This window comes from Methylobacterium sp. J-048, assembly GCF_022829515.1.
Taxonomy (GTDB): domain Bacteria; phylum Pseudomonadota; class Alphaproteobacteria; order Rhizobiales; family Beijerinckiaceae; genus Methylobacterium.
On the sequence record NZ_JAKSYL010000246.1, the window covers coordinates 1 to 25605 of the forward strand.

General features: G+C 70.1%; 29 protein-coding genes and 1 pseudogene. 11 read left to right on the forward strand and 19 right to left on the reverse strand.

Features of this window, described 5'->3' with window-relative positions:
- The 11 genes from MKL09_RS24870 to MKL09_RS24920 form a co-directional block, all read right to left on the reverse strand.
- A partial coding sequence (locus tag MKL09_RS24870) for a 1-deoxy-D-xylulose-5-phosphate synthase N-terminal domain-containing protein (protein ID WP_244024694.1) occupies positions 1-181 on the reverse strand: 181 nt, incomplete at its 3' end.
- Positions 182-224: 43 nt separating this feature from the next.
- Positions 225-485, reverse strand: coding sequence for an exodeoxyribonuclease VII small subunit (locus MKL09_RS24875; protein ID WP_058193261.1), 261 nt, complete (start codon positions 483-485; stop codon positions 225-227).
- 202 nt (positions 486-687) lie between these two features.
- A complete protein-coding gene (locus MKL09_RS24880) occupies positions 688-1200 on the reverse strand; it encodes a tyrosine phosphatase family protein (protein ID WP_244024718.1) in 513 nt (170 codons plus the stop codon).
- 53 nt (positions 1201-1253) lie between these two features.
- The gene (locus tag MKL09_RS24885) at positions 1254-1856 is read right to left on the reverse strand and encodes a hydrolase (protein ID WP_244024695.1); all 603 of its coding nucleotides are present in this window, start codon (positions 1854-1856) and stop codon (positions 1254-1256) included.
- Positions 1853-2467, reverse strand: coding sequence for a DNA-3-methyladenine glycosylase I (locus MKL09_RS24890; RefSeq protein ID WP_244024696.1), 615 nt, complete (start codon positions 2465-2467; stop codon positions 1853-1855). The genes MKL09_RS24885 and MKL09_RS24890 overlap by 4 nt, the downstream gene beginning before the upstream one ends.
- A 60-nt stretch (positions 2468-2527) precedes the next feature.
- A complete protein-coding gene (locus tag MKL09_RS24895; protein ID WP_244024697.1) occupies positions 2528-3382 on the reverse strand; it encodes a YgfZ/GcvT domain-containing protein in 855 nt (284 codons plus the stop codon).
- 121 nt (positions 3383-3503) lie between these two features.
- Positions 3504-3764, reverse strand: coding sequence for a hypothetical protein (locus MKL09_RS24900; protein ID WP_147856766.1), 261 nt, complete (start codon positions 3762-3764; stop codon positions 3504-3506).
- Positions 3765-3923: 159 nt separating this feature from the next.
- A complete protein-coding gene (locus tag MKL09_RS24905) occupies positions 3924-4358 on the reverse strand; it encodes a TIGR02301 family protein (RefSeq protein WP_244024698.1) in 435 nt (144 codons plus the stop codon).
- Positions 4355-4825: an NUDIX hydrolase gene (locus tag MKL09_RS24910; protein ID WP_244024699.1), complete on the reverse strand. Its 471-nt coding sequence runs from the start codon at positions 4823-4825 to the stop codon at positions 4355-4357. Before MKL09_RS24910 ends, MKL09_RS24905 begins: the two co-directional genes overlap by 4 nt.
- Complete coding sequence (locus MKL09_RS24915; RefSeq protein ID WP_244024700.1) at positions 4822-5940, reverse strand: hypothetical protein; 1119 nt, start codon at positions 5938-5940, stop codon at positions 4822-4824. Before MKL09_RS24915 ends, MKL09_RS24910 begins: the two co-directional genes overlap by 4 nt.
- Positions 5941-5969: 29 nt before the next feature.
- The gene (locus tag MKL09_RS24920) at positions 5970-6692 is read right to left on the reverse strand and encodes an SDR family NAD(P)-dependent oxidoreductase (protein ID WP_058193267.1); all 723 of its coding nucleotides are present in this window, start codon (positions 6690-6692) and stop codon (positions 5970-5972) included.
- Between the two features lie 175 nt (positions 6693-6867).
- Between MKL09_RS24920 and MKL09_RS24925 the strand changes: the two genes are divergently transcribed.
- The 4 genes from MKL09_RS24925 to thiL all read left to right on the forward strand — a co-directional run bounded on the left by MKL09_RS24925 (position 6868) and on the right by thiL (position 9628).
- Positions 6868-7434 carry a carboxymuconolactone decarboxylase family protein gene (locus tag MKL09_RS24925; RefSeq protein ID WP_244024701.1) on the forward strand — a complete coding sequence of 189 codons (567 nt, stop codon included), beginning with the start codon at positions 6868-6870 and terminating at the stop codon, positions 7432-7434.
- Positions 7435-7544: 110 nt separating this feature from the next.
- On the forward strand, positions 7545-8033 hold the full coding sequence (gene ribH / locus MKL09_RS24930; RefSeq protein WP_050734059.1) for a 6,7-dimethyl-8-ribityllumazine synthase: 489 nt from the start codon (positions 7545-7547) through the stop codon (positions 8031-8033).
- A gap of 11 nt (positions 8034-8044) precedes the next feature.
- The gene (gene nusB, locus MKL09_RS24935) at positions 8045-8629 is read left to right on the forward strand and encodes a transcription antitermination factor NusB (RefSeq protein ID WP_244024702.1); all 585 of its coding nucleotides are present in this window, start codon (positions 8045-8047) and stop codon (positions 8627-8629) included.
- Positions 8630-8632: 3 nt separating this feature from the next.
- A complete protein-coding gene (gene thiL / locus MKL09_RS24940) occupies positions 8633-9628 on the forward strand; it encodes a thiamine-phosphate kinase (protein WP_244024703.1) in 996 nt (331 codons plus the stop codon).
- Here thiL and MKL09_RS24945 read toward each other — a convergent pair.
- Positions 9548-9949, reverse strand: a complete 402-nt coding sequence (locus MKL09_RS24945) for a hypothetical protein (RefSeq protein WP_244024704.1) — start codon at positions 9947-9949, stop codon at positions 9548-9550. The two genes, thiL and MKL09_RS24945, sit on opposite strands and share 81 nt — an antisense overlap.
- 482 nt (positions 9950-10431) lie before the next feature.
- Between MKL09_RS24945 and MKL09_RS24950 the strand changes: the two genes are divergently transcribed.
- Entirely contained in the window at positions 10432-12576 is a 2145-nt protein-coding gene (locus tag MKL09_RS24950; RefSeq protein WP_244024705.1) for a sodium-translocating pyrophosphatase, read from the forward strand.
- 220 nt (positions 12577-12796) lie between these two features.
- On the opposite strand, the gene MKL09_RS24955 is transcribed toward MKL09_RS24950, so the two are convergent.
- The 3 genes and pseudogenes from MKL09_RS24955 to MKL09_RS24965 form a co-directional block, all read right to left on the reverse strand.
- On the reverse strand, positions 12797-13177 hold the full coding sequence (locus MKL09_RS24955; RefSeq protein ID WP_244024706.1) for a nuclear transport factor 2 family protein: 381 nt from the start codon (positions 13175-13177) through the stop codon (positions 12797-12799).
- Between the two features lie 294 nt (positions 13178-13471).
- Complete coding sequence (locus MKL09_RS24960) at positions 13472-14449, reverse strand: aldo/keto reductase (RefSeq protein ID WP_244024707.1); 978 nt, start codon at positions 14447-14449, stop codon at positions 13472-13474.
- Between the two features lie 22 nt (positions 14450-14471).
- Positions 14472-15230, reverse strand: a pseudogene (locus MKL09_RS24965) (SDR family NAD(P)-dependent oxidoreductase).
- A 141-nt stretch (positions 15231-15371) separates the two neighbouring features.
- On the opposite strand from MKL09_RS24965, the gene MKL09_RS24970 reads away from it, so the two are divergent.
- Complete coding sequence (locus MKL09_RS24970) at positions 15372-16265, forward strand: LysR family transcriptional regulator (RefSeq protein ID WP_244024708.1); 894 nt, start codon at positions 15372-15374, stop codon at positions 16263-16265.
- A gap of 131 nt (positions 16266-16396) precedes the next feature.
- Here MKL09_RS24970 and MKL09_RS24975 read toward each other — a convergent pair whose 3' ends face one another.
- Positions 16397-18820: a PAS domain S-box protein gene (locus MKL09_RS24975; RefSeq protein WP_244024709.1), complete on the reverse strand. Its 2424-nt coding sequence runs from the start codon at positions 18818-18820 to the stop codon at positions 16397-16399.
- Positions 18821-19223: 403 nt separating this feature from the next.
- Here MKL09_RS24975 and MKL09_RS24980 point away from each other — a divergent pair, with 403 nt between their 5' ends.
- Positions 19224-20438: an ABC transporter substrate-binding protein gene (locus MKL09_RS24980; RefSeq protein ID WP_244024710.1), complete on the forward strand. Its 1215-nt coding sequence runs from the start codon at positions 19224-19226 to the stop codon at positions 20436-20438.
- 247 nt (positions 20439-20685) lie between these two features.
- On the opposite strand, the gene MKL09_RS24985 is transcribed toward MKL09_RS24980, so the two are convergent.
- Both MKL09_RS24985 and MKL09_RS24990 read right to left on the reverse strand, forming a co-directional pair.
- Positions 20686-22062 carry an NAD(P)H-dependent oxidoreductase gene (locus MKL09_RS24985; RefSeq protein ID WP_244024711.1) on the reverse strand — a complete coding sequence of 459 codons (1377 nt, stop codon included), beginning with the start codon at positions 22060-22062 and terminating at the stop codon, positions 20686-20688.
- Between the two features lie 146 nt (positions 22063-22208).
- Entirely contained in the window at positions 22209-23126 is a 918-nt protein-coding gene (locus MKL09_RS24990; protein ID WP_244024712.1) for a LysR substrate-binding domain-containing protein, read from the reverse strand.
- A gap of 188 nt (positions 23127-23314) precedes the next feature.
- Between MKL09_RS24990 and MKL09_RS24995 the strand changes: the two genes are divergently transcribed.
- The 4 genes from MKL09_RS24995 (at position 23315) to MKL09_RS25010 (ending at position 25011) form a co-directional block, all read left to right on the forward strand.
- The gene (locus MKL09_RS24995; protein ID WP_244024713.1) at positions 23315-24178 is read left to right on the forward strand and encodes a class II aldolase/adducin family protein; all 864 of its coding nucleotides are present in this window, start codon (positions 23315-23317) and stop codon (positions 24176-24178) included.
- Between the two features lie 179 nt (positions 24179-24357).
- Positions 24358-24516, forward strand: coding sequence for a hypothetical protein (locus MKL09_RS25000; RefSeq protein ID WP_244024714.1), 159 nt, complete (start codon positions 24358-24360; stop codon positions 24514-24516).
- A 121-nt stretch (positions 24517-24637) separates the two neighbouring features.
- Positions 24638-24871 (forward strand): hypothetical protein, encoded by a 234-nt coding sequence (locus tag MKL09_RS25005; RefSeq protein ID WP_244024715.1) that lies wholly within the window; start codon positions 24638-24640, stop codon positions 24869-24871.
- Positions 24871-25011, forward strand: a complete 141-nt coding sequence (locus tag MKL09_RS25010; RefSeq protein ID WP_244024716.1) for a hypothetical protein — start codon at positions 24871-24873, stop codon at positions 25009-25011. Before MKL09_RS25005 ends, MKL09_RS25010 begins: the two co-directional genes overlap by 1 nt.
- 126 nt (positions 25012-25137) lie before the next feature.
- On the opposite strand, the gene MKL09_RS25015 is transcribed toward MKL09_RS25010, so the two are convergent.
- Positions 25138-25374: a hypothetical protein gene (locus MKL09_RS25015; RefSeq protein WP_244024717.1), complete on the reverse strand. Its 237-nt coding sequence runs from the start codon at positions 25372-25374 to the stop codon at positions 25138-25140.
- Between the last annotated feature and the right edge of the window lie 231 nt (positions 25375-25605).

Below are 25605 nucleotides of genomic sequence, written 5' to 3' on the forward strand. Positions count from 1 at the left end.
CGGTGAGCTCGACCACGCCCAGGCCCGAGCCGAGATGGCCGCCGGTGATCGACACGGCGTCGATCATCTCGGCCCGCACCGCGTCCGCCACCGCCTGCAGCTCGGATTCGGGCAGCTGCCGAAGCGCGGCCGGCTCCGGGATACGGTCGAGAAGCGCGCTCAGCTCGGGGGAAATCGCCACGGCATCAACCTCTATCGGACGGGATCGGTCGGACCGCCGAGCCTCAGGATATATCGAGCGGCGCCACGCCCTCGGGCCGCCCGTCGGCACCGAGGGTGATCCGCTGGATCCGCGCCTCGGCCCGCTTCAGCAGCGCCTCGCAATGCTTCTTCAGCACCTCGCCGCGCTCGTAGATCGCCACCGACTCGTCCAGCGGGACATCGCCCCGCTCGAGCCTGCGCACGATCTCCTCGAGTTGCTCCAGCGCCTTCTCGAAGGGCAGGTCGCCGGCGGCCGGGGCCACCTCGGGTCTGCTCGCGTTCATCCCACACACATCCTTTGGGTCGGTTCTAAGGCGGCAGCCGGTGCGGCCACAACCCAGGCGAGGGTGGGCCCGGGCCGATCCGCAGCGTTTTGGTGCGGCGCGGCGGCGTTTGCGCCACACTCCCCGCGCCCTGCGGAGCGCCTCCGGGACGGCTGCGCGCAGGCGCGGCCGCTGCGACAACCGGAAGTTTCGTGATCGGCCGTCACGTCAGCGCGAGGCAGAACGGCGTTCCCTCGAACGCCTCGGCGCCGCGGCCGATCCGGGCGATCGCCGCGACCATGCGGCCGTCGCGGTCGAGCATCCGGTCGGCGATGGCCACGAACAGGGGATTGGGAGTCGCAGACGGGGAGGCGGCCCGCAGGGCATCGGCGATGGCACCCTCGTCGCGCTCCGGCGCCAGGGCGCAGGCGGCGATGTAGGCCGCCGCGGTCGAGCGGCTGATCCCGGCATAGCAGTGGATCACCAGCGGCTTGTCCCGGGGCCAGGCCCGGGTGAAGGCCAGGATGCCGGCCACGTGTTCGTCAGCCGGCAAAACGTGACCGTCCCGGGGTTCGGCGATGTCGCTGACCCCGATGATGGCGTGATTCTCCGCATCGATCAGCGCCGGCCGCTCCAGCGGCGTGCCGACATTGACCAGCGTGAGCACGTGGCTCGCGCCGGTGGCGGCGACGGTCTCGGGCAGGCGCGAGAGCGGACAGACGTGAAGGGTCGGCATGAGGCGGCCCATGGCCCGGGATCGTGACGGATCGAGGGCGGAGGTATCGGATCTCAAGCCTGACACAGGGCGTGGAAGCGGTCGAGGAACCGCGCCTCGGCCTGAGCGGTCGGCCACGGTTCGGCTAGCGCCAGGATGGGCTCGGGCAGGTCCGGGGCGGGTCCGAAATACAACTCGGCTTCGTCCGGAGCGAAGCCCGCGAGCTCCACGGCCTCGATATGGGCGGCGATCCGGTCGGCGCGCTTGACCAAGCTGCCGAGGGCGGGCTCGGGCTCGGCCAGGCCGAAGCGGCGGCGCACGGCGGCGAGCAGGCGCAGCTCGACCCCGCGATAGGCGTCGCCGATCGCGGCCTTGAGCGGCGAGATGATGTCGCCGACGACGTATTCCGGGGCATCGTGCAGCAGCAGCTCCAGCCCCTCCGGCTCGGTGCAGCCGGGGGCGATATGGCGTCCGACCGCCTCCACCAGCAGGCTGTGCTGGGCCACCGAGAAGACGTGCGGTCCCCGGGTCTGGCCGTTCCAGCGGGCGACCCGGGCGAGCCCGTGGGCGATGTCGGCAATCTCGATGTCCCGGGGCGCGGGATCGAGCAGGTCGAGGCGGCGGCCGGACAGCATCCGCTGCCAGGCCCGGGGCGCCGGGTCGCGCGCCTCGCTCATACCGGCCGCCCCAGTTCGGCGCAGGGTGCGTGCCGGTGGCAGCCGACGAGGTGGTCGTTCACCATCCCGACCGCCTGCATGAAGGCGTGCACGATGGTCGGGCCGCAGAAGGAGAAACCCTGCGCCTTCAGGGCCTTGCCGATCGCCCGGGAGACCGGCGTCTCGGTCTGGATCTCGGCGCGGCTCCTGGCGCCGCCCTGGATCGGTTGTCCGTCGACGAAATCCCACAGGAACGGCGCGAAGCCGGGGCCGCTCTCCTCGATCCGCAGCCAGGCCCGGGCCCCGGCGATCGTGCCCAAGATCTTGGCGCGGTTGCGGATGATGCGGGTGTCGGTCATCAGCCGGGCGACATCGGCCTCGTCATAGCGGGCGATGGCCTCCGGGTCGAAGCCGGAGAACGCGTCGCGAAACCCGTCGCGGCGGCGCAGGATCGTGATCCAGGACAGGCCGGCCTGGAAGCCGTCGAGGATCAGCTTCTCGTAGAGCGCCCGGCCGTCGCGCTCGGGCACGCCCCATTCGGTGTCGTGATAGGCGACGTAGAGCGGGTCATGGCCGGCCCACCAGCAGCGGGGGCAGCCATCGGGATGGTCGATCAGGCCGGTCTCGGACATCCCGCCGGTTTAGCGAGAACAGGAGCGGAACGCCATCGCGGTCCGCGACCCGATCCGTGCTCAGGCCACCGGCAATCCGGCCGCTTCCGGCATCGCGAAGGTCGCGTAGGCCGGCTTCTCGAAGGTCACCGGCCGGTCGCCGGCCAGCGGGGTGGCACCGGCCGCCAGCGCATCGGCCAGGCGGTCGAGCCGGACCAGCGCGAGGCCGCGCTCGCCCGCGGCGCTGCCGGAGGTGCCCAATCCCTTGCCGCCGGCGGTGATCTCGGCGCCGGGGGGAGGGGCCTCGCCGGTGTAGCGGGCCGCCAGGATCCGGGTGCGGGCGGTGCCCCGGTGCTGCATGCGCGAGACTACCTCCTGGCCGACGTAGCAGCCCTTCTTGAAGTCGACGCCGCCGAGCTGGTCCATCATCGCCTCGTGGGGGAACGCGTCCCCGTAGGCATAGTCGCGCCCGCCCTCGGGCACGGCGAGCTCGATGCGATGGCGGTGGTACTCCGCCTCCGAGGCGTCGGCGGAAAAGGCGGCCTCGGCGGCGTAGAGCCGGGCGCCGAGATCGACGTGGCGGGTATCGGCTACCGTGCTGGTCTCCACTGCCGGGGAAGCCCCGGCCCAGGAGACCGCCACCGCCACGGTCGGATCGACCGCGATCGCGACCTGTGCACGCAGCCGATAGAGCGTCAGCCGCTTGGCGAGGTCGGCAGCCCGGTCGATGGCCGTGTCGAGCCGGAACCCGTCTGGGATCCGCGAGATCAGGAAATCGAACAGGATCTTACCCTGCGGCGCCAGCAGCGCGCCGAGGCGGGCCTCGGCCTCCTGCAGGGTCTCGACGTTGCAGGTCAGCACGCCCTGGAGCAGCGCCGTGGCCTCCGGCCCGGTGACGGTGACGAGGGCGCGGTCCGGCAACAGGGCGACGGGCATGGCAGGCAGATCCTCACGCAGAAATCGTCACGCGGCACGCGCGATCCGGTCCTCCGGATCGCGTGGCCGGCAGGTAGGTGCTGCGCGCGCCCGCCTCAACCGTCCGCCGTCGCCGGTCTCCTCAATGCTGGAGGGTCGTGGTGAAGGCGCCGCCGCGGATGCGCTCCGGAAAGCCCTCGGCGTAGCGGGCGGTGGCCTCCTCGCCGTAGGTCATCACCAGCTCCTGAAAGGCCGCGAACAGGGCGGCCTGGGCCATGCAGTCGCCGTCGAGCCCGTCGAGACAGCCTTCCGCGAACGCTTCCGAGACGTAACTCAGCGCGACGCGCTTCTCCTCGACGTCGACCTCAACCTCGATGGGGGCGGTCTGAGAGATATGCTGCATGGGCCCGATACTTCCGTTGCGCCGGGCACGAGACCCGGCGGACCAACGAATGATAGGTGGCTCCCCGCGGCTCGGCCAGCCGAGAATTTCAGATCGGTTAACGCAGCCGCTCGAAGTTGATGCTTTCGGGGGATGCGTGCCGGGTGTGTTCCCTCTGCATCACCCGCCGAAGCGGCCGGCCAGGGCATGCGACAGCCTGTCGCCCTCGGCGACGTAGCGGGCGGCCGCCTCGTGCGCGGCCGGAGTGCAGACCCGGTAGGTCAGCGCGTAGCCGCGATAGCCGCGATTGTAGGCGCCGGCCAGCCGGTCGCGCCGAGCCGGGGTCACGCCCTCGGATTCGATCAGTGCCTTCATGCGAGCCGGCCATTCCGCGGCGTCGGGCGCCGCGCAGAGGCCGCGCAGGAAAGCCAGGGCCCCGATGATCTCGGACATCCGCAGCAGGTCGCGGTCGTAGGGGGCAGGCACGTCCGCAGGAGGCGCTGCTTCCTTCGGCGCCTCCTTGGCCGGAGCGGGCGGGGGGCGGGTGCCGCGCTGCTGCGCCTGGGCCGGCCCGGCGAGAGCCGCGGCGAGGCACAGGATGACCGGAAGCCTCACGCGCTCGCCTCTCTGCCGCGCACCCGCGCAAACGCCTCGTGCAGGGTCTCGATCAGGCCCGGCGTCGTCGCCAGCCCGGCGACCTCGTCGAGGGTCGCCCAACGCACGCCGAGGGCCTCCGGGCCGGCCACGGGTTCGCCGCCGCACCACAGGGCGGCGTGCGGGTGGACAACGTAATGATGGCGGGCGCGGCCGGCCTCGTCCCGGACGATGATCTCGGTGGGCGAGAGCACGCCGACCACCTCGGCCGTGAGGCTGACCTCCTCGGACAATTCGCGCAACGCCGCCGCGGCCAGCGCCTCGCCGGCCTCAACCAGGCCGCCCGGCAGGGTCCAGACGCCGCGCATCGGCTCGTTGGCCCGGGCCGCCAGCAGGACGCGCTCGCCGCGGATCACCGCGATCGACGCGCCCACATACGGCCGGGTCGGGAACAGGCGGCTGCCGCCATCGGCTGTGCCCTCGGTCACGGCTTGCCTCCGTCGGGCGCGATGACCGCGACCCGCCCGTCGGCGAGGCCGACCAGCAGCCGCGTCGCCGCGCCCTCGCCCAGCGCCACGATGCCGGTGGTGGCCGCCGCCGGCAGCGGGACGCGCAGGCGCTCGTGCGGCGGTCCCTTGGCCTGGACGAGGGCGATCTCGGCGCGGCCCGCCACCGGCAGCACGAGTTCGGCGGGACCGATGGCCGGGACCGTGACGGCGAGATCGGCATCGCCTTCACCAGCTGCGTAGCCCGGCGCCTCGCCGGCCAGATCGATTTTTTCCGGGGTTAGGTTCCAGAACTGGAGCAGGCCCCGGGCGCTGATCGTTGCGGCCTGCATGCCGCCGGAGCCGGAGAAATCCGCGATGCCGGCGATCTTCAGCGGCGGCCCGGGCTGCAGCGGCGTGCGGGCCGTGACGCTCCAGGCCGACTGACCGTCCGGGCGCCCGATCAGGACGAGCCCGCCCGAATCCGCTCCCGCGAGGGTCGTGGCCAACAGGGCCGGACGGCCGGCGAGGCGCAGCAGGCGCGGCCGGAGCGGCGCGAACACCGCCTCGCCCCCCGCCAGCACCGTGACGGTGGCGACCGGCACCGGCTTCGGATCGGTGCTGACCGCCATCGGCTGGCGTTCGCGGATCGTCAGGACGGCGGCGGCCTCGCTGCCGTCCGGAGCCCGAGTACGGCCGGTGAGGTAGGCGCTCAGAGGGCCGGCCAGGACCCGGCGCGAGCCCGGCAGGGCGCCCCGCGGCGTCTCGGCGGCAGTCAGCCCCTCGACCGCGTCCCGGCCAATCGGCCGGACCGTGACGGTGCCGTCCGCCAAGCCGAGCACGGCGCCGCCATCGTCGCCCCAGACCACGGCGATCGGGGCGCTCTCCTCGTCACCGGCCGCCGGGCTGGATTTCGCGCCGGCGATCGGCAGCAGGCCGGAGGTCGCCACGGAGATCGCGGCCTCGCTGCGCGGCCCGCGCAGCGCCCGCACCTTGAAGGGCAGGTCAAGGATCCGGACGTCCGGTGCTTCCGCGCGGGCGGAGACGAGCGGCGTGCACAGACTCAGGCCGAGGAGGATCGCGAAGCTCCGCCGTCCGACGGCCGGAGGTTGGCGCATGGCGGCCACCCGCCGCCCGGATCGCCGGGTCAAACGTGCTGGCCGCCGTTGATGTGCAGCTCCGCCCCGTTCACGTAGGACGAGGCATCGGTGCACAGGAAGTAGATCGCCTTGGCGACCTCGTCCGGGGTGCCGAGGCGCCGCTGCGGGATCTGCTCGACGAGCTTTTCCGTGCCGGGCGACAGGATCGAAGTGTCGATCTCGCCGGGCGAGATCGCGTTGACCCGCACGCCGAGAGGACCGAAATCGGCGGCCATCTCGCGGGTCAGGCCGGCGAGCGCCGCCTTCGATGTGCCGTAGGCCGCGCCCGCGAACGGGTGGACCCGGGAGCCCGCGATCGAGGTGACGTTGACGATCGAGCCCCGGGCCCGGGCGAGCTCGTCGCGCAGGCCGCGGGCCAGCAGGATCGTGGCGAAGACGTTGACCTGGAACACCCGCTGCCAGCCGTCAAACTCGGTAGCCAGCGCCCCCAGGCGCTCGCCCGCCGGACCTTTCGGCGAGATGCCGGCATTGTTGACCAGCGCGTGCAGCACGCCGCCCTCGGCGTCGAGCCGGCCCCGGACCTCCTCGATGGCGCGCATCGTGTCCTGCGCGTCGGCGAGATCGACCTGGAGGTGGTCCTCGGGACCCATCTCCCAAGGGCAGTTCTCGGGAAACGCGTGGCGCGAGCAGGTGATGACCCGCCAGCCGGCCGCCGAGAAGCGCTTGACCGTGGCGTGGCCGATGCCTCGGCTCGCGCCCGTGAGCAGCATGATGCGCCGGCGTTCGTTGACGGGGAGGGCCAAAGCCGTAAGCCTCGCTGGCGGGGTTTCGGATCGCGTCCGGATCGGGCGCGGGGCGTCCCTGTGAGCTTGAACGGTCTAGGCTGACGGGGATCGGAAATCCAGAGTGCGTCACGCGCGTACGGTACGAGAGCACGGGCAAGCCATGACGGGTACGGACCGCCTGCCGGAGATCCCGGCCGAGACCCTCTCGGAGGCGCAGATCGCGGCCGCGGAGGCGTTCAAGGCCGAGCGCGGGGTTCCGGTGTTCGGGCCGTTCGTTCCGCTGCTGCGCAGCCCCGAGCTGATGCTATGCGCCAGCCGCATGGGGCTGTACCTGCGCTACGGCAGTGCCCTGCCGCTGCGCATCAGCGAGTTCGTGATCCTGTTCGTCGCCCGGCTTTGGAATCAGCAGGTCGAGTGGCAGATCCACCATCCGATCGCCCTCAAGGCCGGGGTCGCGCCGGAGACCGCGCAGGCCCTGGCCGAGGGCCGCCGTCCCGACACGATGAGCGACGACGAGGCGCTCGCCTTCTCGTTCTCGACCGAGCTGCAGCACAACCGCGCGGTGAGCGATGCCACATACGCCAACCTGGTTGCGCGGTTCGGCGAGCAGGGCGCGATCGATCTCACCGGCATCAACGGCTATTACGCGCTGCTGGCGATGACGATGAATGTCGGCCGCACGGCTTTGCCCGAGGACGGGCCGCCGCTGCCGCCGCTGGTGCGATAGCGCCCGCGCCGCTTGTCGCGCCGGCCGCTTCGGTCTAACCGTCCCACTCTCCCGTGGGCGCCCGATGCGCGGCGCCCCGCCAGCCCCCGAAAAACCGACCGGACGCAGCCATGGTCGCCCATACCCGCGCCGCCACGGCGCCGATGCCCGCAGACCCGGCGCTTGCCGGCGCCCGCATCCTCGTCGTCGAGGCGCGCTATTACGAGGCGCTCGCGGACGAACTGCTGGCCGGCGCCCTGGCGGTGATCGAGGCGTTTGCCGCGCACGCCACCGTGGTCACGGTGCCGGGTGCCCTGGAGATCCCCGCCGCGGTGGCGATCCTGGCGGACGACTACGATGCCGTGGTGGCACTCGGCTGCGTGATCCGCGGCGAGACCGGGCATTACGACATCGTCGCCGGCGAGAGCGCCCGCGCCCTGATGGACCTCTCGGTCCAGCGCCGGCTGCCGCTCGGCAACGGCATCCTGACCGTCGAGACCGAGGCGCAGGCGCTGGAACGCGCCCGGGTCGCCGAGATGAACAAGGGCGGCGGCGCGGCCGAAGCCGCGCTCGGGGTGCTCGCCCTCAAGCGTGCGGCCGAGGCGGCGCGTCCGCGATAACGAGAACCGACATGACCGGGACCACCGAAACCAGACCGGACGCCGCCGCCCAGGATGCCTCCGAGGAGACCGCCCGGGCGATCAGCCCGCGCAGCGGCGCCCGCCTCGCCGTGGTGCAGGCGCTCTACGAGATGGACATCTCCGGCAAGGGCGTGCTCGACGCGCTCGCCGAGTTCGAGGCGTTCTGGATCGGCCAGGAGGTCGACGGGATCCTGCATCCCAAGGCCGAGACCGCCTTCTTCCGCGACCTGCTGCGCGGCACGGTCGAGGAGCAGCGTGCGATCGACCAGAAGCTCGACCAGGCACTGGCCCAGGGCTGGCCGCTCCGGCGCATCGAGATCGTGCTGCGGGCGATCCTGCGGGCGGGCGCCTACGAGCTGCTGTTCCGGCCTGACGTGCCGGCGCCGGCGGCGATCTCCGAATATGTCGACGTGGCCCACAGCTTCTACACCGCCGACGAGCCGGGCCTGGTCAATGCCGTGCTCGACCGAGTCGCCCGGGAGGTCCGCCCGGGCGAGATGAGCGCGCCGAAGGGCGGCGGCAACAAGGGAAGCGGCAAGCCGGGCTCCGGGAAGCCGCCCGCCAAGAAGGTCTGAACCATGGCCGGGCCGGATCGCGCCTCCGAGGAGGGGCTGATCGCCCGCTACTTCGCCCCGCTGGCGGGGCCGGGGGCGGACGGGCTCCGGGACGACGCCGCGACCCTGACACCCACCCCCGGGCACGATCTCGTGGTCACCGCCGACGCGGTGGTGGCCGGGATCCACTACTTCCCCGACGATCCCCCGGCCTCGATCGCCCGCAAGGCGCTGGGGGTGAACCTGTCCGACATCGCCGCAAAGGGCGCGGTGCCCCGCGGCTTCCTGCTGACCCTGGCGCTCCCCGACGACTGGACCGAAGCCTGGCTCGCGGGCTTCTCCGAGGGGCTCGGCGCGGCGGCGGCGGAGGCCGGCTGCCCGCTGCTCGGCGGCGACACGGTGCGCTCCGGCGGGCCGGCCTTGATCGGGGTCACGGCATTCGGCGAGGTGCCGGGCGGCGGCATCGTCCGGCGCGGCACCGCGCGGGTTGGCGACCGGATCTGCGTCAGCGGCACCATCGGCGACGCGGCGCTCGGCCTGCGGCAGCGCCTGGAGCCGGACGCGGCCTGGGCCGCCGCTCTCGATCCGGCGCAGCGCGCGGTGCTGGCCGACCGCTATCTGCATCCGCGCCCGCGCCTCGCCTTGGCGGGCGCGATCCGCCGCCACGCCTCGGCGGCGATGGACGTGTCGGACGGGCTCGCCGGCGATCTCGCCAAGATGCTGGGCGGGGGCCGCAGCGCCCGGATCGCAATCGGAACCGTGCCGCTCTCGGAGGCCGCCGCCCGGGCGCGGGATGCGGAGCCTAGCCTGATCGAGCCGATCCTGACCGGCGGCGACGATTACGAGATTCTCTGCACGGTCGCCCCGGAGGGGCTCGACACCCTTCTGGCCGGGGCGGCGGCGGTCGGGATCCCGCTCACGGCCATCGGCACCGTCACGTCAGGCGACGGCCCGCCCGGCTTCGAAATGGGCGATGGCACTGCGCGCGTGTTCGCGGCTGGGGCGTTCAGCCACTTCTGAGGCGGGGCCGGGGCTGGTCCGGCCCAGCACGATGTGGGTGACGCCTTCGGGCTGGCGGCCGATCTGGCGGCGGACCTCGTCCATCATGCCGGCCGCCACGATCGGCATCCACAGGGCCAGGTCGCCGGGCGTCAGCGCGGAGCGGCCGGTGACCGCCTCCTCCGGGCGGGGCGGGGTCGAGAACGCCCGCTGCAGGATATGCAGCAGGTCGCCCTGGGCCGCTTCCGGCTGGGCCGAGACCCGCTCGGCGATCAGGAAATGCACCGCCCCCGTCAAGACCTCGATCGTCGCCGCCAGCTTGGCGACCTGGTCGCTGCTCATGTCCAGCCCCATTCGGTTATACAACCGGAAGTAGAAGGCGGTATGGTTAACTACGGGTTAAGGCGGGCATCCCGTCGAAGAATCGGGTCCCATCGCGGGCCGTTCCGTCGAAGAAATCGCGCCCCGCGATCCGCATCCCGTCGCGGGCTATTCGCAGCAAAGCCGGGTCTTCAAACAATGCAGCGCAGCATTCGGATGCCGCAGTGCCAACAACCCCGGGTGCGGCGTTTGCGCTCACCGGCGAAGTTTGGCAACTAGAGCCGGTTCGATCACGCCATGATCAGTCCGATTCTAATCCTCTGCTGAGACGCGCCCATCGTCGCCGAACCGGTCTCCACAGCGGCGGGGGCGCGCCAAGACGAACCTTTGGGAAGGAATGCCCCGAATCGAGCGCCACGTCCCATGATCGTCGAAACACGGTCAAGCTCGACAAGAATCACAAGCCCCCGCCAGGCACCATAAAAATAAGGACGGTAGAGAGCATGATCCCCTTGAGCTTGATCATCGTGGGCGGGCTCTGTGCCATCGCCTACGGCATCGTCACGATCCTCGACGTGATGCGGCGGGACGCCGGCACCCAGCGCATGCAGGAGATCGCCGCCGCCATCGCGGAGGGCGCGCAGGCCTATCTGAAGCGGCAATACCTCACCATCGGCCTAGTCGGCGTGGTGCTGTTCGTGCTGCTGGCGGTGTTCCTCGGGATCAAGGTCGCGGTCGGCTTCCTGATCGGCGCGGTCCTGTCCGGGGCGGCCGGGTTCATCGGCATGAACGTCTCGGTGCGGGCCAATGTCCGCACCGCGCAAGCCTCATCGACCTCGCTGGGCGCCGGCCTCGACATGGCGTTCAAGTCCGGGGCGGTGACCGGCATGCTGGTCGCCGGCCTCGCCCTGCTGGGCGTCGCTCTCTACTATCTGTTCCTCACCCGCGGCGCCGGGCTCGACCCGTCGAGCCGCGAGGTGATCGACGCGCTGGTGGCTCTGGGCTTCGGCGCCTCGCTGATCTCGATCTTCGCCCGGCTCGGCGGCGGCATCTTCACCAAGGGCGCCGATGTCGGCGGCGACCTCGTCGGCAAGGTCGAGGCCGGGATCCCGGAGGACGACCCGCGCAACCCGGCCACCATCGCCGACAACGTCGGCGACAATGTCGGCGATTGCGCCGGCATGGCCGCCGACCTGTTCGAGACCTACGCGGTGACCATCGTGGCCACCATGGTGCTGGCCGCGATCTTCTTCTCCGGCCCCACCGGCAGCGGCCGGGCCGTGCTCGAGCCGATGATGCTCTATCCGCTCGCCATCGGGGCGGCCTGCATCGTTACCTCGATCGCCGGTACCTACGCGGTGCGGCTCTCGGCCAACCAGTCGATCATGGGCGCCCTGTACAAGGGCCTGATCACCGCGGGCGTGCTGTCGGTGGTGGCGATCGCCATCGTCAACCTGACCCTGCTCGGCGGCTTCTCCACCGCGTTCACCACCTCGACGGGCGTAACCTTCACGTCGGGCGGCCTGTTCGGCTGCGCGGTGATCGGGCTCGCCATCACGGCGCTGATCGTGGTGATCACCGAGTACTACACCGGCACCAACTACCGCCCGGTGAAGTCCATCGCGGACGCCTCGGTGACCGGCCACGGCACCAACGTGATCCAGGGCCTGGCGATCTCGCTCGAATCGACCGCGCTCCCGGCCCTCGTGATCGTGGCCGGCATCATCAGCACCCACGCGCTGGCCGGCCTGTTCGGCATCGCCATCGCGGTCACCGCGATGCTGGCGCTCGCCGGCTTCATCGTGGCCCTCGACGCCTTCGGGCCGGTCACCGACAATGCCGGCGGCATCGCCGAGATGGCCGGCCTGCCCCCGGATGTCCGCAAATCGACCGACGCGCTCGACGCGGTCGGCAACACCACCAAGGCGGTGACCAAGGGTTACGCGATCGGCTCGGCCGGCCTCGGCGCCCTGGTGCTGTTTGCCGCCTACACGTCGGACCTGAACTACTTCATCGCCAATGCCAGCCCGACGCAGTACCGGTTCTTCCAGGGCGTCAGCGTCGATTTCTCCCTGTCCAACCCCTACGTGGTGGTCGGGCTGCTGCTCGGCGGCCTGATCCCGTTCCTGTTCGCCGGCATCGCCATGACGGCGGTCGGCCGGGCGGCGGCCGCGGTGGTCGAGGAGGTCCGGCGCCAGTTCCGGGAGAAGCCCGGGATCATGCAGGGCACGGACCGGCCGGATTACGGCCGCGCGGTCGACATGCTGACCCGGGCGGCGATCAAGGAGATGATCGTCCCGTCGCTGCTGCCGGTACTCTCGCCCGTCGTGATTTTCTTCGTGATCCAGCTGATCGCGGGCAAGAGCCAGGCCTTCGCCACGGTGGGCGCGAGCCTGCTGGGCGTGATCCTCACCGGCCTCTACGTGGCGATCTCGATGACCTCGGGCGGCGGCGCCTGGGACAACGCCAAGAAGTACATCGAGGACGGCCACCACGGCGGCAAGGGCTCCGACGCCCACAAGGCCGCGGTGACCGGCGACACGGTCGGCGACCCCTACAAGGACACCGCCGGCCCCGCCGTGAACCCGGCGATCAAGATCACCAACATCATCGCCCTGCTGCTGCTGGCGGTGCTGGCGCATTACTGAGAGGCGGCCGAGGCGGCGATCCTGCATGGGGCCCGACGCTTCATGCGGGATCGAACCGGCGCTCCGTCATCGGACGCCCGACCAAGAGGCTGAACGCACTCAGCAGAGCCAGGGTGGTGTCTGAGACGGGTGGGTTTCCGCCGGACCGCTATCGGGCGCCGGATCCCGAAAGCGGACCCTCGCTTTTCGGCGGTTCCCGCTGCCAGTCCGAGGCTCGAAGTCAGCCAATCCGTTCAACCCATTGCGAACGTGAATCTCCCGGAGCGAAGGGATCGCCGAAATATTGCGTTTCCCGAACGACTTCCCCGTCACGAAACTCCATGATGCTCACCGTGTAGGACGGCTTGCCGTCATACGTGAGCACGTACTCCGTCACCCACAGATCTCCAGAGCCGACGATCCGTCGCACAGCAAACCGTTTCCTGTTGGGTTGCGCCGTACGAGATGCCTGGATGTTGCGCCGCCCGCTGATGCGCTCGCCGGATTGAGGATATTCAAGCACGGCGTCGTCGCGATAGATCTGGTGTTCTTCCTCGAAATCGTCAGTGTCCGAGGCGGCCCAATGCCGGTCGAGAGCGTGTCTGATCTCCTGATCGTTCATGGAAGACCTCCCTCGTCTCTTTCAGCTTAACTCCCGCTTCGAGCGGCCTGCCGTGGAAGCACGCGCAGTCAGCCGCCGAGACCGCAGCGCTACACGCTGCTGCTTTGGAGCGTCTGGCAAGCCACCACCAACGTCATTTTTGGGTCGGAAGCGGGATGGCTGCTCGGGATGGATTTGCGACGGTCCGCTGTGGGGCGAGACTTGATAGAAACAGACACCGCCGTTGCGCCCGCTTCCGACCCTTTGCGGGCCTTGGGAACGTCTGCTCTCAGGGGGGCACCCTGGAAACGCGGATCAGGGCTCAACCTGCTCCATCTGCTCGGCATTCATCCGACCGCCTTGGAAGGGGTGCGAGGCTAGGGTGGTGGCGATCTCACGTAGATCGTCCGGGGTCAGCACGACGTCAGTGGCACCTAGGTTCTCGACAAAATGCTTGATGTTGCGAGTGCCGGGGATCGGAACGATGAAAGGCTTCTGGGCCAGCAGCCATGCCAAGGCGATCTGAGATGGCGTCACCCCCTTCCTCGCCGCAAACTCCTGCACGAACGCGGTGATCGGTCGGTTCGCCGCCAAGCTCTCGGGGCTGAAACGGGGAAAGCCGGATCGCATGTCTGTCTTCGGATCGAAGTGGGACTTCTCGTCGATCTTTCCGGTCAGGTAGCCCTGGCCCACCGGCCCCCAAGGGACGAAGCCGATCCCCAGTTCCTCGCAGACCTGCAGGACCCCGTTGCGTTCGGGGCTTCGTTCGATGAGCGAGTATTCGGTCTGGACCGCCGCGACGGGCTGGACCGCATGCGCCCGCCGGATGTTCCCGGCGCTCGCCTCCGACAGGCCGAAGTGCAGCACCTTCCCCTCGGCGATCAGATCCCTGACCGTGCCGGCGACGTCCTCAATGGGCACGTTCGGATCGACGCGATGCTGGTAGTAGAGATCGACGTGGTCGGTCCGCAGGCGCTTCAGAGACCCTTCGATGACGCGGCGGATCCGCTCGGGACGGCTGTCCCGACCGATGGTGCCGTCGATGGCGAAGCCGAACTTGGTGGCGATCCTGACCTTGTCGCGGAAAGGCTCAAGCGCCTCGCCGACGAGTTCCTCGTTCACGTAAGGGCCGTAAACCTCGGCCGTGTCGAAGAAGGTCACGCCCTTTTCGGACGACGCGGCCCATGACGGTCGGGCCACGACCATCGCGGCGGCGGCGAGGGAGGCGTAGGCGAGGAGGTCGCGTCGGTCGGGCGCGCGGCGGCCACCCGTAGCGGGGTCGTTCGTGCTCATGGGTCGGACCTCGGATACTGGGTCAGTGGGCGACGAAGCCGCCGTCGACAGGCAGCGCGACGCCGACGACGAAGCTTGCTCCTGGGCTGCAGAGCCAAAGGACGGACGCGGCCAGCTCCTCGGGTCTGCCGAGCCGGCCGATGGGCTAGTCGCGCATGATCCCCTCGATCTGGTCGGCATCCATGCCCGACGACATCGGAGTGTCGATCACACCGGGGCAGACCGCGTTGATGCGGATGCCGCGGGGCGCGTAGTCCATCGCCGCGCTCTTGGTCAGGCCGACCACGCCGTGCTTGGTGCCGTGGTAGGCCGCACGGCCCGCCTGCCCGACGAGGCCGCCCAGCGACGAGCAGTTCACGATGGAGCCCGAGCCTCGCTCCCGCATGTGCAGCAGCTCGTGCTTCATGCAGGCCCAGACGCCGCGCAGGTTGATCGCGGTCACCGCGTCGAACGCCTCCGCGGTCTCGTCCGCCATGTCGCCGTTCGGCCCGACCACGCCGGCATTGTTGAATGCCATGTCCAGCTGCCCGAACGCCGCGACGGTGCGGGCGACCATGGCGGCGACCTGGGCCTCGTCGGTCACGTCGCAGTTGATCCCGAGCACCCGGTGGCCAGCGGCCGTCAGGCCCTCGCTCGCCTTCCGCAGCGCGTCGGGATTGACGTCTGCCATCGCCACGGAAGCACCCGCCTCGGCGAATGCCCTCGCGGTGGCGAGGCCGATGCCGGTGCTGGCGCCCGTCACCAGAGCGACCTGGCCCGTGAAGTCATAGGTCGGGTTCATCGTTCGGCCCCTTGCGCGGGCGAAGGCCGGGTGTCCCCTGCGATCGCCTACGTGCCCGTCGTGCTCGAAGGGAACCTAAGGGGTGCGTGGTCATACGATTAGGTGGTAAAACCTGCATGCACCTATAGACAGGATTTATGAATGGCGCGGGAGACCGTCACCGACCTGATCGCGTTCCTGGCGGTCGCGAGGGAGCGGAGCTTCACCAAGGCCGCTGCCCAGCTCGGGGTGTCCCAGCCCTCGCTGAGCTACACGATCCGCACCCTGGAGGCCCGGCTCGGCCTGCGCCTGTTGACCCGGACGACCCGCAGCGTCGCGCCGACCGAGGCGGGGGAGCGGCTGCTCCTGACGGTGGGTCCGCACTTCGATGGGATCGAGGCTGGGCTCGCCGACCTGACGGCGCTGCGCGAGAAGCCATCGGGAAGCCTGCGCATCACCTCGGTCGAGCATGCCTCCGACACCATCCTGTCACCGGCCTTGGCGAAGCTCCTGCCGGACTACCCGGACATCAAGGTCGAGATCACGAACGACTATGGGCTGACCGACATCGTCGCCGACCGCTTCGACGCCGGCGTGCGCCTCGGCGAGCAGGTGGCCAAGGACATGATCGGGGTCCGCATCGGGCCGGACTTCGAGCAAGCCCTCGTCGGGTCGCCGGCTTACTTAAAGAAGCGACGCCGACCTCGCACGCCGCACGACCTCTCCGACCACGACTGCATCAATCTGCGGCTGCCGACGTCGGGAGGGGTCTACCTCTGGCCCTTCGCCAAGCAGGGGCAGTCCGTGCGAGTTCGGCCCGAGGGGCAGCTTACGTTCAACACCATCACGCTGATGCGGGACATGGCGATCGCCGGCCTCGGCCTGGCCTTCCTGCCCGAGGACGTGGTTCGGGAAGACATCGAGGATGGACGCCTCGTTAGGGTCATGGCGGACTGGTCGCCGACCATGCCGGGATACCACCTCTACTATCCGAGCCGCCGCCAGCCCACGCCCGCCTTCACCCTACTGGTTGAGGCACTGCGCCATCAGTCCTAGGCGTCATCTACGTCCGCTTCGGAGCCCAAGGCCAAGGTCTGGTTTTCACCCGCCGCGGACATCGCCCCGGCCAAGCTGATTGCGTTCAGACCCTCGCGCATCGTCCGGGTTCCGATATCCAGGACGATGCGCTAGCGCGCCTGCCAGGCCCGCCGCTCGACGGCCCGCCTGAGGATGCGCGACAGGTCGGCCACGGAATACGGCTTTCGCAGAAGCTCGAATCCGTGGGTGCCCTGCGCGGCGAGCACGTCGCTGTAGCCCGAGGCCAGCACCACCGGCAGGTCGGGCCGGCGGCGGCGGAGTTCGCGCGCGAGGTCGACTCCGTTCATCCCGGGCATCACCACGTCGGAGAACACCACCTCGAAGCGGTACGGGATGCGCTCGAACTCGGTGAGCGCCTTCTCCGCATCCGTCGCCCAGACGGTGCTGTAGCCGAGCTCCTCCAGCGCCTGCGCGGCGAAGGCCCCGACCTCGTGGTTGTCCTCGACCAGCAGGACACAGGTGCCGTGCCCCTCGGCCAGGTCCGCCGGCTCTTGCGTCGCCGCCTCGGGGATGGCGGCGGCGGTGGCGCGCGGCAGGTACAGGGTGAAGGTCGTCCCCTCACCCGGGCGACTCTCGGCGATGACCTCGCCGCCGGATTGCTTGGCGAAGCCGAACACCTGGGACAGCCCGAGCCCCGTGCCCTGGCCGACGCCCTTGGTGGTGAAGAACGGCTCGAAGATCCGTTCGAGCACGCCGGGGGCGATGCCGGTGCCGGTGTCGGAGACCGATACGGCGACGAAGTCCCCGCGCAGGGCCGGATGGGCGCGGACCGCGGGAACCAGGCCGACGGGCCGCACCCGGATGGTGATGCGCCCTTCGCCAGACATCGCGTCGCGGGCGTTGACCACCATGTTGACCAGGGCCGTGTCGAACTGGCTCGGATCGGCGTCGACGAGGCAGGGGCCTTCCCGCCCCCGCGCGTCCCGGAACGGCTCGACATGAGTCTCGACCCGGATGCGCGAGCCCGTGAGCGTGCGCACCATGTCCGAGACCGAGGCGACGCCGCGCCCGATATCGAACACCTCCGGCTGGAGGGCCTGCCGCCGGGCGAAGGCCAGCAGCTGGCCCGTCAGCTTGGCGGCGCGGTCGACGGTGTCCGAGATGGCGTCGACGTAGCGGGTCCGGCGCTCCTCGGCGAGGTTCGGCCGCTTCAGGAGGTCGGTGGACGACTTGATGACCGTCAGCAGGTTGTTGAAGTCGTGCGCGACGCCGCCGGTGAGCTGGCCGACCGCCTCCAGCTTCTGGCTCTGCCGAAGCTGCTCCTCCAGCGCCTTGCGCTCGGTGACGTCCCGGCCGGCCGCGTAGAAGTGGTCGCCGCGCGGGATCGCGTACCACGACAGCCACCGGAAGCCGCCGTCGCGCGTCCGCATGCGCACGTCGAGGCCGTCGAGGACGATGCCGTTCAGGAGGTCCCCGAAGACCCCCTGCACGGCGGCCTTGTCGTCCGCGTAGATGAACGCATCGAAATGCGCGTTGACCAGCTCGTCCTCGGACCAGCCGAGCGTCTCGGTCCAGGCCGGATTCACCGCCCGGTAGCGACCGTCGAAGCCGCAGACCAGGAACAGGTCCCGGCTCGTGCGCCAGACCATGTCGCGCTCGTCGGTCCGGTCGCGGGCGGTCTCCTGAAGGATCCGCTCGGCCTCGCGCCGTTCGGTGATGTCGTTGAACAGGATGGCGACCCGCCGCCGGGCCGGCTCGCCGATGCGCAGGGCGTGAACGTCGAACCACCGGCCCATCGCCACCGCGCCGCTCTCGAAGCGTGTCGGACGGCCCGTCAGGGCGACCTCGCCGTAGGCATCCTTCCAGGATTGCTCCAGGTCGGGCACGACGTCGCTGATCCAGCGTCCGGCCACATCCCGCAGACCGGTATGGCGCTCGAAGGCCGGGTTCACCTCGACGAAGCGGTAGTCGACGGCGCGCCCCGCAACATCGAAGCGCATCTCGACGATGCAGAAGCCCGCGTCGATGGCCTCGAACAGGGTCCGGTAGCGGGCCTCGCTGTCGGCGAGCCGGTCCTCCTCGGAGCGGAAGCGTGTGACGTCGAGCTGGCTCGCGAAGAAGTAGCGCAGGCGTCCGTCCGGGTCGAACACCGGACTGACGTAGAGTTCGTTGCGGAACGGCGTGCCGTCGCGATGGTAGTTCAAGATCTCGACGACCACGTCGCGGCGTGCCGCGATGGCATCGCGGACCTTGGCGACGTCGGCCGGGTCCGTGTCGGGTCCCTGCAGGAACCGGCAGTTCCGTCCGATCAACGCGTCGGCGCTATAGCCGCAGAGTTCCTGGAAGGCGCGGTTGGCGAAGACGATCGGGTTGTCGGGCAGGTTCGGGTCGGTGACGATCTGCGGCATGCGGGTCTTCTCCGCCGCCGTGAACAGCAGGTCGGTCCCGGCGGCCGAGGTCCGCTCGTTACCGCTCGGCGCATGCACGTGCCCTTCGTTCCGTTGCCGCAGCCGCTCGATCTCGGCCTCCGCCTCTCGGAGCCGCCGCCGGAGCTCCTCCGTTTCCGTCCCCATGTCCTTTATCCCGACCCGGCGCCCCCGAAGCCGGAACGCCCGGGTCACAACGGCCGGGGGGCGCTCCGGCTCCATCGGCATAGAGCTGAGCCAAGCCGATGCCGCTCCCCGACGCTCAAGCCTTTCGGAGGGGCCGCCTGAGCCAGAGCCCGAGCTTGCAATCCTCGACCCTGCGCCACCAGACCGCGCGCCGCCGAAGTGGATAGCGGTTCGTCCAGGCAAACGCTTCCTCCCACCGGGCCGCGTGGTCGTCAAAAGGCCGGCCGGTAGGCGCCTCCACAATCTTGAAGCGATTATAGGCAGCCTCCTCTGCCGCTCCTGGTTGCCGGACGACGCTTGACGCTGCGTCATTGGGCGTGTCCTCGTGGGGGCAACAAGAATTCGCCTCGGAGGACGGTCGGCCATGGCACTGATCCGGTGCTGCATCGTCTCAGCTGCGATCAGCCTCGCCGCCATGACCGGGCCGATTTCGGCCGAGCCGATCCGCGTCAAGGTCGGTGTCCTCAACGACATGTCCGGGGTCTATTCGGACACCGGCGGCAAGGGCTCGGTCGTCGCGGCCAAGATGGCGGTCGAGGACTTCGCCCGGACCAACAAGGACGTGCAGGTCGAGATCGTCTCCGCCGACCATCAGAACAAGCCCGATGTCGGCGCCGCCATCGCCCGGCAATGGTACGACCGGGACAGCGTGGACGCGATCCTCGACGTGCCGACTTCTTCGGTTGCGCTGGCCGTGAGCCAGGTGACGCGCGAGAAGAACAAGATTTTCATCGACTCGGGCGCCGGAACCACCGAGCTGACCGGCAAGCAATGCTCGCCCAACACGATCCAGTGGACCTACGACACCTACGCACTGGCGCACGGCACGGCCGGCGCCATGCTCAAGCGCGGCGGCGACACCTGGTACTTTCTCACGGCCGATTACGCGTTCGGCCTCTCGCTGCAGAACGAGGCCGCCGCCGTGATCGACAAGGGTGGCGGACGGGTGCTCGGCGCCGCCCGCGTCCCGTTCCCGGCCAACGACGTCTCGTCGTTCCTGCTGCAGGCACAGGCCTCCGGGGCGAAGGTCGTGGGGCTGGCCAATGCGGGCGGGGACACGATCAACGCGGTGAAACAGGCCCATGAGTTCGGGCTGACCGACGGTGGCCAGAAACTCGCGGCGCTCCTGATCTACGCCGTCGACGTCCACGCGATCGGCCTGCAGACCGCGCAGGGGCTGGTGCTCACGGAATCGTTCTACTGGGACCTCAACCCCGGGACGCGGGCGTTCTCCGAGCGGTTCTACAAGCGCCACGGCGACACCATGCCGACGATGAATCAAGCCGGCGTGTATGCCAGCCTGCTGCATTACCTGAAGGCGGTGGCCGCGGTGAAGTCGACGGACCCGCAGGCGACGATGGCCTGGATGAAGGCGAACCCGACCGACGACCCGCTCTTCGGCACAGGCTCCATCCGGGCGGACGGGCGCAAGGTGCACCCGATGTACCTGTTCGAGGTGAAGACGCCGTCCGAGTCGAAGGGCGCGTGGGACCTGTACAAGCTCCTCGACACCATTCCGGCCGAGCAGGCGTTCCGTCCCCTCGGCGAGGGCGGCTGCCCGCTCGTGAGCAAGGGGTAGAGGCTGGCGGCCGGTCACATCCGACGTGCCGCGCGCGGGACCGCCGCGCCCCGTCACGGTCTCGGGCCGCCGCAAGGCGTAGAGGATCGCCTGCCCGGTCGCGGACCACGTCGCCGCCATGCGGGCGTACCACCGGGACTTCCGTCTGCACGGCCCCCTCGGCGAGGGGGAAGTCGCCTGTTGTCCTGTGCCGACCCAATGTCATCGACGCCCGACCGCCCGTAAGCAGCCGGGCGCGTCTGGTCGGTCAGGCGACCTTCTGAGCGGGCGAGGTCAGGCCCAGCTCGGTGCGGAACAAAGCCTCCATCTCGCGACGGACGCGGATCGCCGGGTGGTCGGCGTCGTAGGCGACGTCGCTCCAGCGGACCGCGCGGCCGGCGGGGACGTCGTTGGTCAGGACCAAGTTGTGCGCCAGCCCGATCGGAAGGGCGTCCTGTGCCAGCGAGTCGGCCGTCGGCATCAGCTTGCCGTAGACCGTGAAGCCGCCCTCGCCGTCGAGGCGCTCGCCGGCCTTCAGGGCACGCTTGGCCGTGGCGGCCACGTCGCCGCGCCATTCGCCGGTCGCGCCCGTGGCCTCGCCCCGGACCGCGATGGAGGCGACCGAGATCCCGAGCTCGAGGCCGATCAGGTGGTAGGGCTTGTAGGTGGCGGCGTAGCGGCCGCTGGGGTCGGTCTTCAGCCCGTACTGCGCGAAGCATTCCTGCACGTAGCGGCCCGGCGCCGCGAACACCGCGAAGACGCCCCAGCGCAGGTCGCGGAACACCGGGCGCCCGTCCCGCTCCAGGGAGGACACCACCTCGACGGTGCCGCGCTCGGTGAGGATGCCGCCATCCGCCACCGGCCGCAGGAGCGTGGGCAGGTCGTCGACCCCGCAGGCCGGGAAGGCCAGCCCGTCGCGCGGCGGGGTCAGGTCGCAGGCATTGGCGACCGCGGCCATCTCCAGGGCCGACTTGGTGCCGTCCAGAAAGGAGTTGAACATCTGCGGGTTGAAGTCGCCGCCCGCGACCTGCTCGGCGCTGAAGCCGTAATGCCCCCAGACCGTATCGGGGGTGGAGGCGTGATAGGCCGGCAGGTACTTCGTGCCCTTGCCGGCGCAGACCACCTCCAGCCCGATCGTGCGCGCCCAATCGACCAGCTCGGCGATGAGCGCCGGCTGGTCGCCCGAGGCCATGGAATAGATCACCCCGGCCTCCGCGGCCCGGCGGGCGAGCAGCGGCCCGGCGAGCACGTCGGCCTCGACGTTGACCATGACGATGTGCTTGGCGTGCGCGCAGGCCCTGAGCGCGTGGTGGATGCCGGCGGCCGGGCTGCCGGTGGCGTCGATCAGGATGTCCACGAACGGGCTGGCGATGAGAGCGTCGGCATCGTCGGTGACGCAGGTCGTACCGGTCCGCGCGGCCTCCTCCAGGCTGGACGCCGCGAACCGGGCCTCGTCCCAGCCCACCCGGCGCAGCGCCTGGCGCGCCCGGTCGGGCGAGAGGTCGGCCAAGGCGGTGAGGTGGATGCCGGGCGTCCGGGGCGCCTGCGACAGGTACATCGAGCCGAACTTGCCGGCGCCGATCAGGCCGACGCGGACGGGGCGACCCTCGCTGGCGCGGCGCTGCAGCTTGGCGAACATGGACATGGGCGCTCTCCCGGCGTGTGGCGCGGTCGGTCGGACCCCGGGGCCGTACCCGCCGCGTTTGCACAGTGACGTGGGATCGGAATTATCATGCGTTTCCGCGCATGCCCATGCGGCGACGGATGCGTTCCGCGACGGGCTGGCGGTGCCTAGCCTTCGGCCCGGCTCTCTTGCTCCTGTTCCAGAAGCCAGCGGCGGAAGGCCTGGATCTTCTCCAGATCCCGGTCCCGTTCGCGGTAGCAGATAAAGTGGAGGTCTCGGTGCAGGCTGGCGAGGCGGCCGTCGCCCAACCGCACGAGCTGGCCCGCACCGAGCTCGTCCTGGGCGAAGCGGAGGCTCTCCAGCGCGACCCCGAGCCCCTGGATTGCCGCCGCGATCACCAGGGAGCCACGGTCGAACGCCGGCCCGGACGCGGCGGCCGGAGCCGGAAAACCGTTCTGGGCGAACCAGTCCGGCCAGCGCACGGGGCTGAACGACGAATCCAGCCGGGTGAAGCCCTGGATGGTGGCGGGCGCGATCGGCCCGATCGCCCCGGCGAGGTCCGGCGTGCACAGGGCCGCGATCTCCTCGGGACCCAGGGACTCGACCGCCAGGCCGGGGCCGCGCGGCGGGCGTCCATAGGCGATCAGGATGTCGATCTCCGCATGCCGACCGAGATCGATCGGGTCGGCGTTGCTGGAGAGGCGGATGCCGATACCGGGATGCGCCGCCACGAAGGCATGCAGCCGGGGCCCGAGCCACTTGGCGGCGAAGCTCGGCGTGCAATGCACCGCGAGCGACGAGGGCGGCGGCGGGCTCAGTTCGGCGCAGAGGGCCTCGATCGCGTCGAAGGCCTGCCCGAGGCCCGCGCAGAGGCGCTCGCCCTCGGCGGTCAGCGTCGCCTGACGGTTGGCGCGCCGGAACAGGGTGCGCCCGAGGGTCCGTTCGAGCGCGCGGATCTGGTGGCTCACCGCCGAGGGCGTGAGATGCAGCTCTTCGCTCGCCCGGGCGAAGCTGCCGAGGCGCGCGGCGGCCTCGAAGGCCCGCAGAGCGGGGAAGCTCGGGATCCGGCGCATCGAGCGATCCATGAATTGGATTCACGAAAACCGTGAAAAATCGTCGTTTGTCAAGGCAAGCCAACGGCACGATAGTGCCGGTCACACCGCGAAGACGGCCGAAGACAGAGGAAACGCACCCGGTGGCCCGGCGGCACAGCCCGCCCGAGGGCCCGGTCGCCAGCCGACGGCCCTCACGCCGCCCGACGAAAGGACACGCCATGCTCGACGATCATGCCCACGGCAGCGATATCGCCATCGACCTGCCCAACGACAGCGCCGGCCGCAAGCGGACCTCGATCTACCAGCCCGAGCAGGCGGGGCTGATCTTCCCGGAGATCCCGCACTTCGCCAACCACGCCGAGGAGCGGGAATACCGCAAGCAGCACCTCGTGGCGGCCTGCCGGGCCTTCGCGATGCACGGCTTCGATTACGGCTTCGCCGGCCACCTCACGATCCGCGATCCCGAGCGTCCGGAGCTGTACTGGACCAACCCGATGTGCGTGCACTTCTCGCAGGTGCGGATGTCGAACTTGATCCTCGCCGACCACAAGGGCGACGTGGTCGAGGGGCGCTACGCGATCAACCGCGCCGGCTTCGTGCTGCATGCCGCCGTGCACGACGAATATCCCGACGTCATGGCGATGTGCCACGCGCACACGACCTACGGCACCGCCTGGTGCGCCACCGGCCGTCCGCTGGACATGATCAGCCAGGACGCGGCGGCCTTCTACAACAGCCACGCGGTGATCGGCGCCTCGGCCGGTGCGGTGGCGGTCGAGAAGGAGAGCGGCTCGTCGGTGGCCAAGCAGATCGGCCGGAACCGCGGCGTGCTGCACCAGAACCACGGCCTGCTCACCTGCAGCCGCCACAGCATCGACGACGCGGCGTTCTGGTTCATCGCCCTGGAGCGGGCCTGCCAGCAGCAGCTCCTGGTCGAGGCGACCGGAATCAAGCCGCAGGTGGTCTCGGAGAAGACCGCCCGCTACAGCCGCGAGCATGTCGGCAGCGATTATATCGGCTGGCTGCACTTCCAGACGCTCTACAGCCACATCGCCGCGACCCAGCCCGACATGTTCGACTGAGACCCGGCCGGCGGGGCGCCGGTCGCGATCGCAAAGACGCCTGACAGAAGGGCCGGCTGCAAGGCCGGCCCTTCTGCTGTCGGCGGCCGGGCGATTTGGCTGTCGACAACTCATCAAGCCGGAAACCTTCCAGCCCGGCGATCGTCGTCCCTGCGGCGCGGGTCGATAGGAAAGCCGTCATGATGGGGTTGGGCGTGTTCTGCGTGGTGGCCGGCACCAGCCTGGCGGTCGCATCCCTGTGGGCGCCCCGGTACCGCGCCCTCCTCGAAGGGATGGGCGGGTGCCTGTTCCTGGCCGGGCTGGGCTGCGCCGGCGCCGATCTGGCGCTCGCATCCTGATCCCCGGCGATGGGCCAGGATGATCCCGAGGGTTTTCGACCGATGGGGTTGCCAAGCTTGACCATATAGGCCAGCCTGTACGTAAGTAATTCGTCTGGTTTGGAACTGACTGGGAGTGCCAATGCTGGTCAATCACGAGCGCCGCCTGCTCAACAAGGCCGCCGGGTCCGGTGATTATCGGATCTCCATCCAGCGGAATCCGGATGCGTCCTGGCCCGGCGATCACAGCAGGCTCACGGCCCTCGAGAGTATCGGCCATCTCGAGCGGATCAGCCTCGGCGACGGGCTGGTGACTTGGCAGATCACCGCGACCGGTCTGACGCAGCTTCAAGCCCTCGCGGGCGGAGACGCCTGATGGCCTCGATCAAGATCCGCGCGACCGATGACGGCACCTTCGTGGTCTATCGCGATGGCACGGCCGTCACCTCCGGGTTGACCCGCGACCAAGCCGAGCGCTGTGCGTCGATCCTGGGTTGGATCGCGCCGCGCCTCTGAGCCGCTGTGCCGGTAAGAGGCCGTTAACCCTGTCGGCCTACCGAGGAAGCACCAGCCGATCGCTGGCCTTCCACGCCCATCCGATTTCGCCCCTCAACACGGGTGGGCGTGGAAGCCTGACTTCCGTCAGAGCGCGCGCGCGTAGCCGGGACGCAGATCGATCGCCTGTGCGGTGGCCTGCGAGAGACGCACTTCGGTGAGGGTGACCTCGGCACCGTCCTTCACGGCTGACCTGACGATCTGGACCCCGCTGTCGGGATCGTCCGCGATGACCGCGTAGAAGACCGTCAGCAGGCCGTCCGGGGTATCCTCGTCCCGGCGCGCGACCTTCACGATGAAGGCGGTTTGGTTCGGCTCGATCATGGCAGGCGTTCAGTTCCGTCCTGGGCCGCCGCCAAGGCGGCCGTCGCCGGAGGCAAGAGCGCTCCGGCGCATGAAATGGTATCCCGACGGGGATTTGTCGCCCGGGAGGGCGCGCCGGTCAGGCCGCCGCGGTCAGGCGCTTGGTGTTGTGTGCCACATGCTCGCGGTAGCGGGCGATGACGGTCTCCGGGGAGCCGCCGGTCATCAGCGTCGTCATGGCCTCGCCGGCGG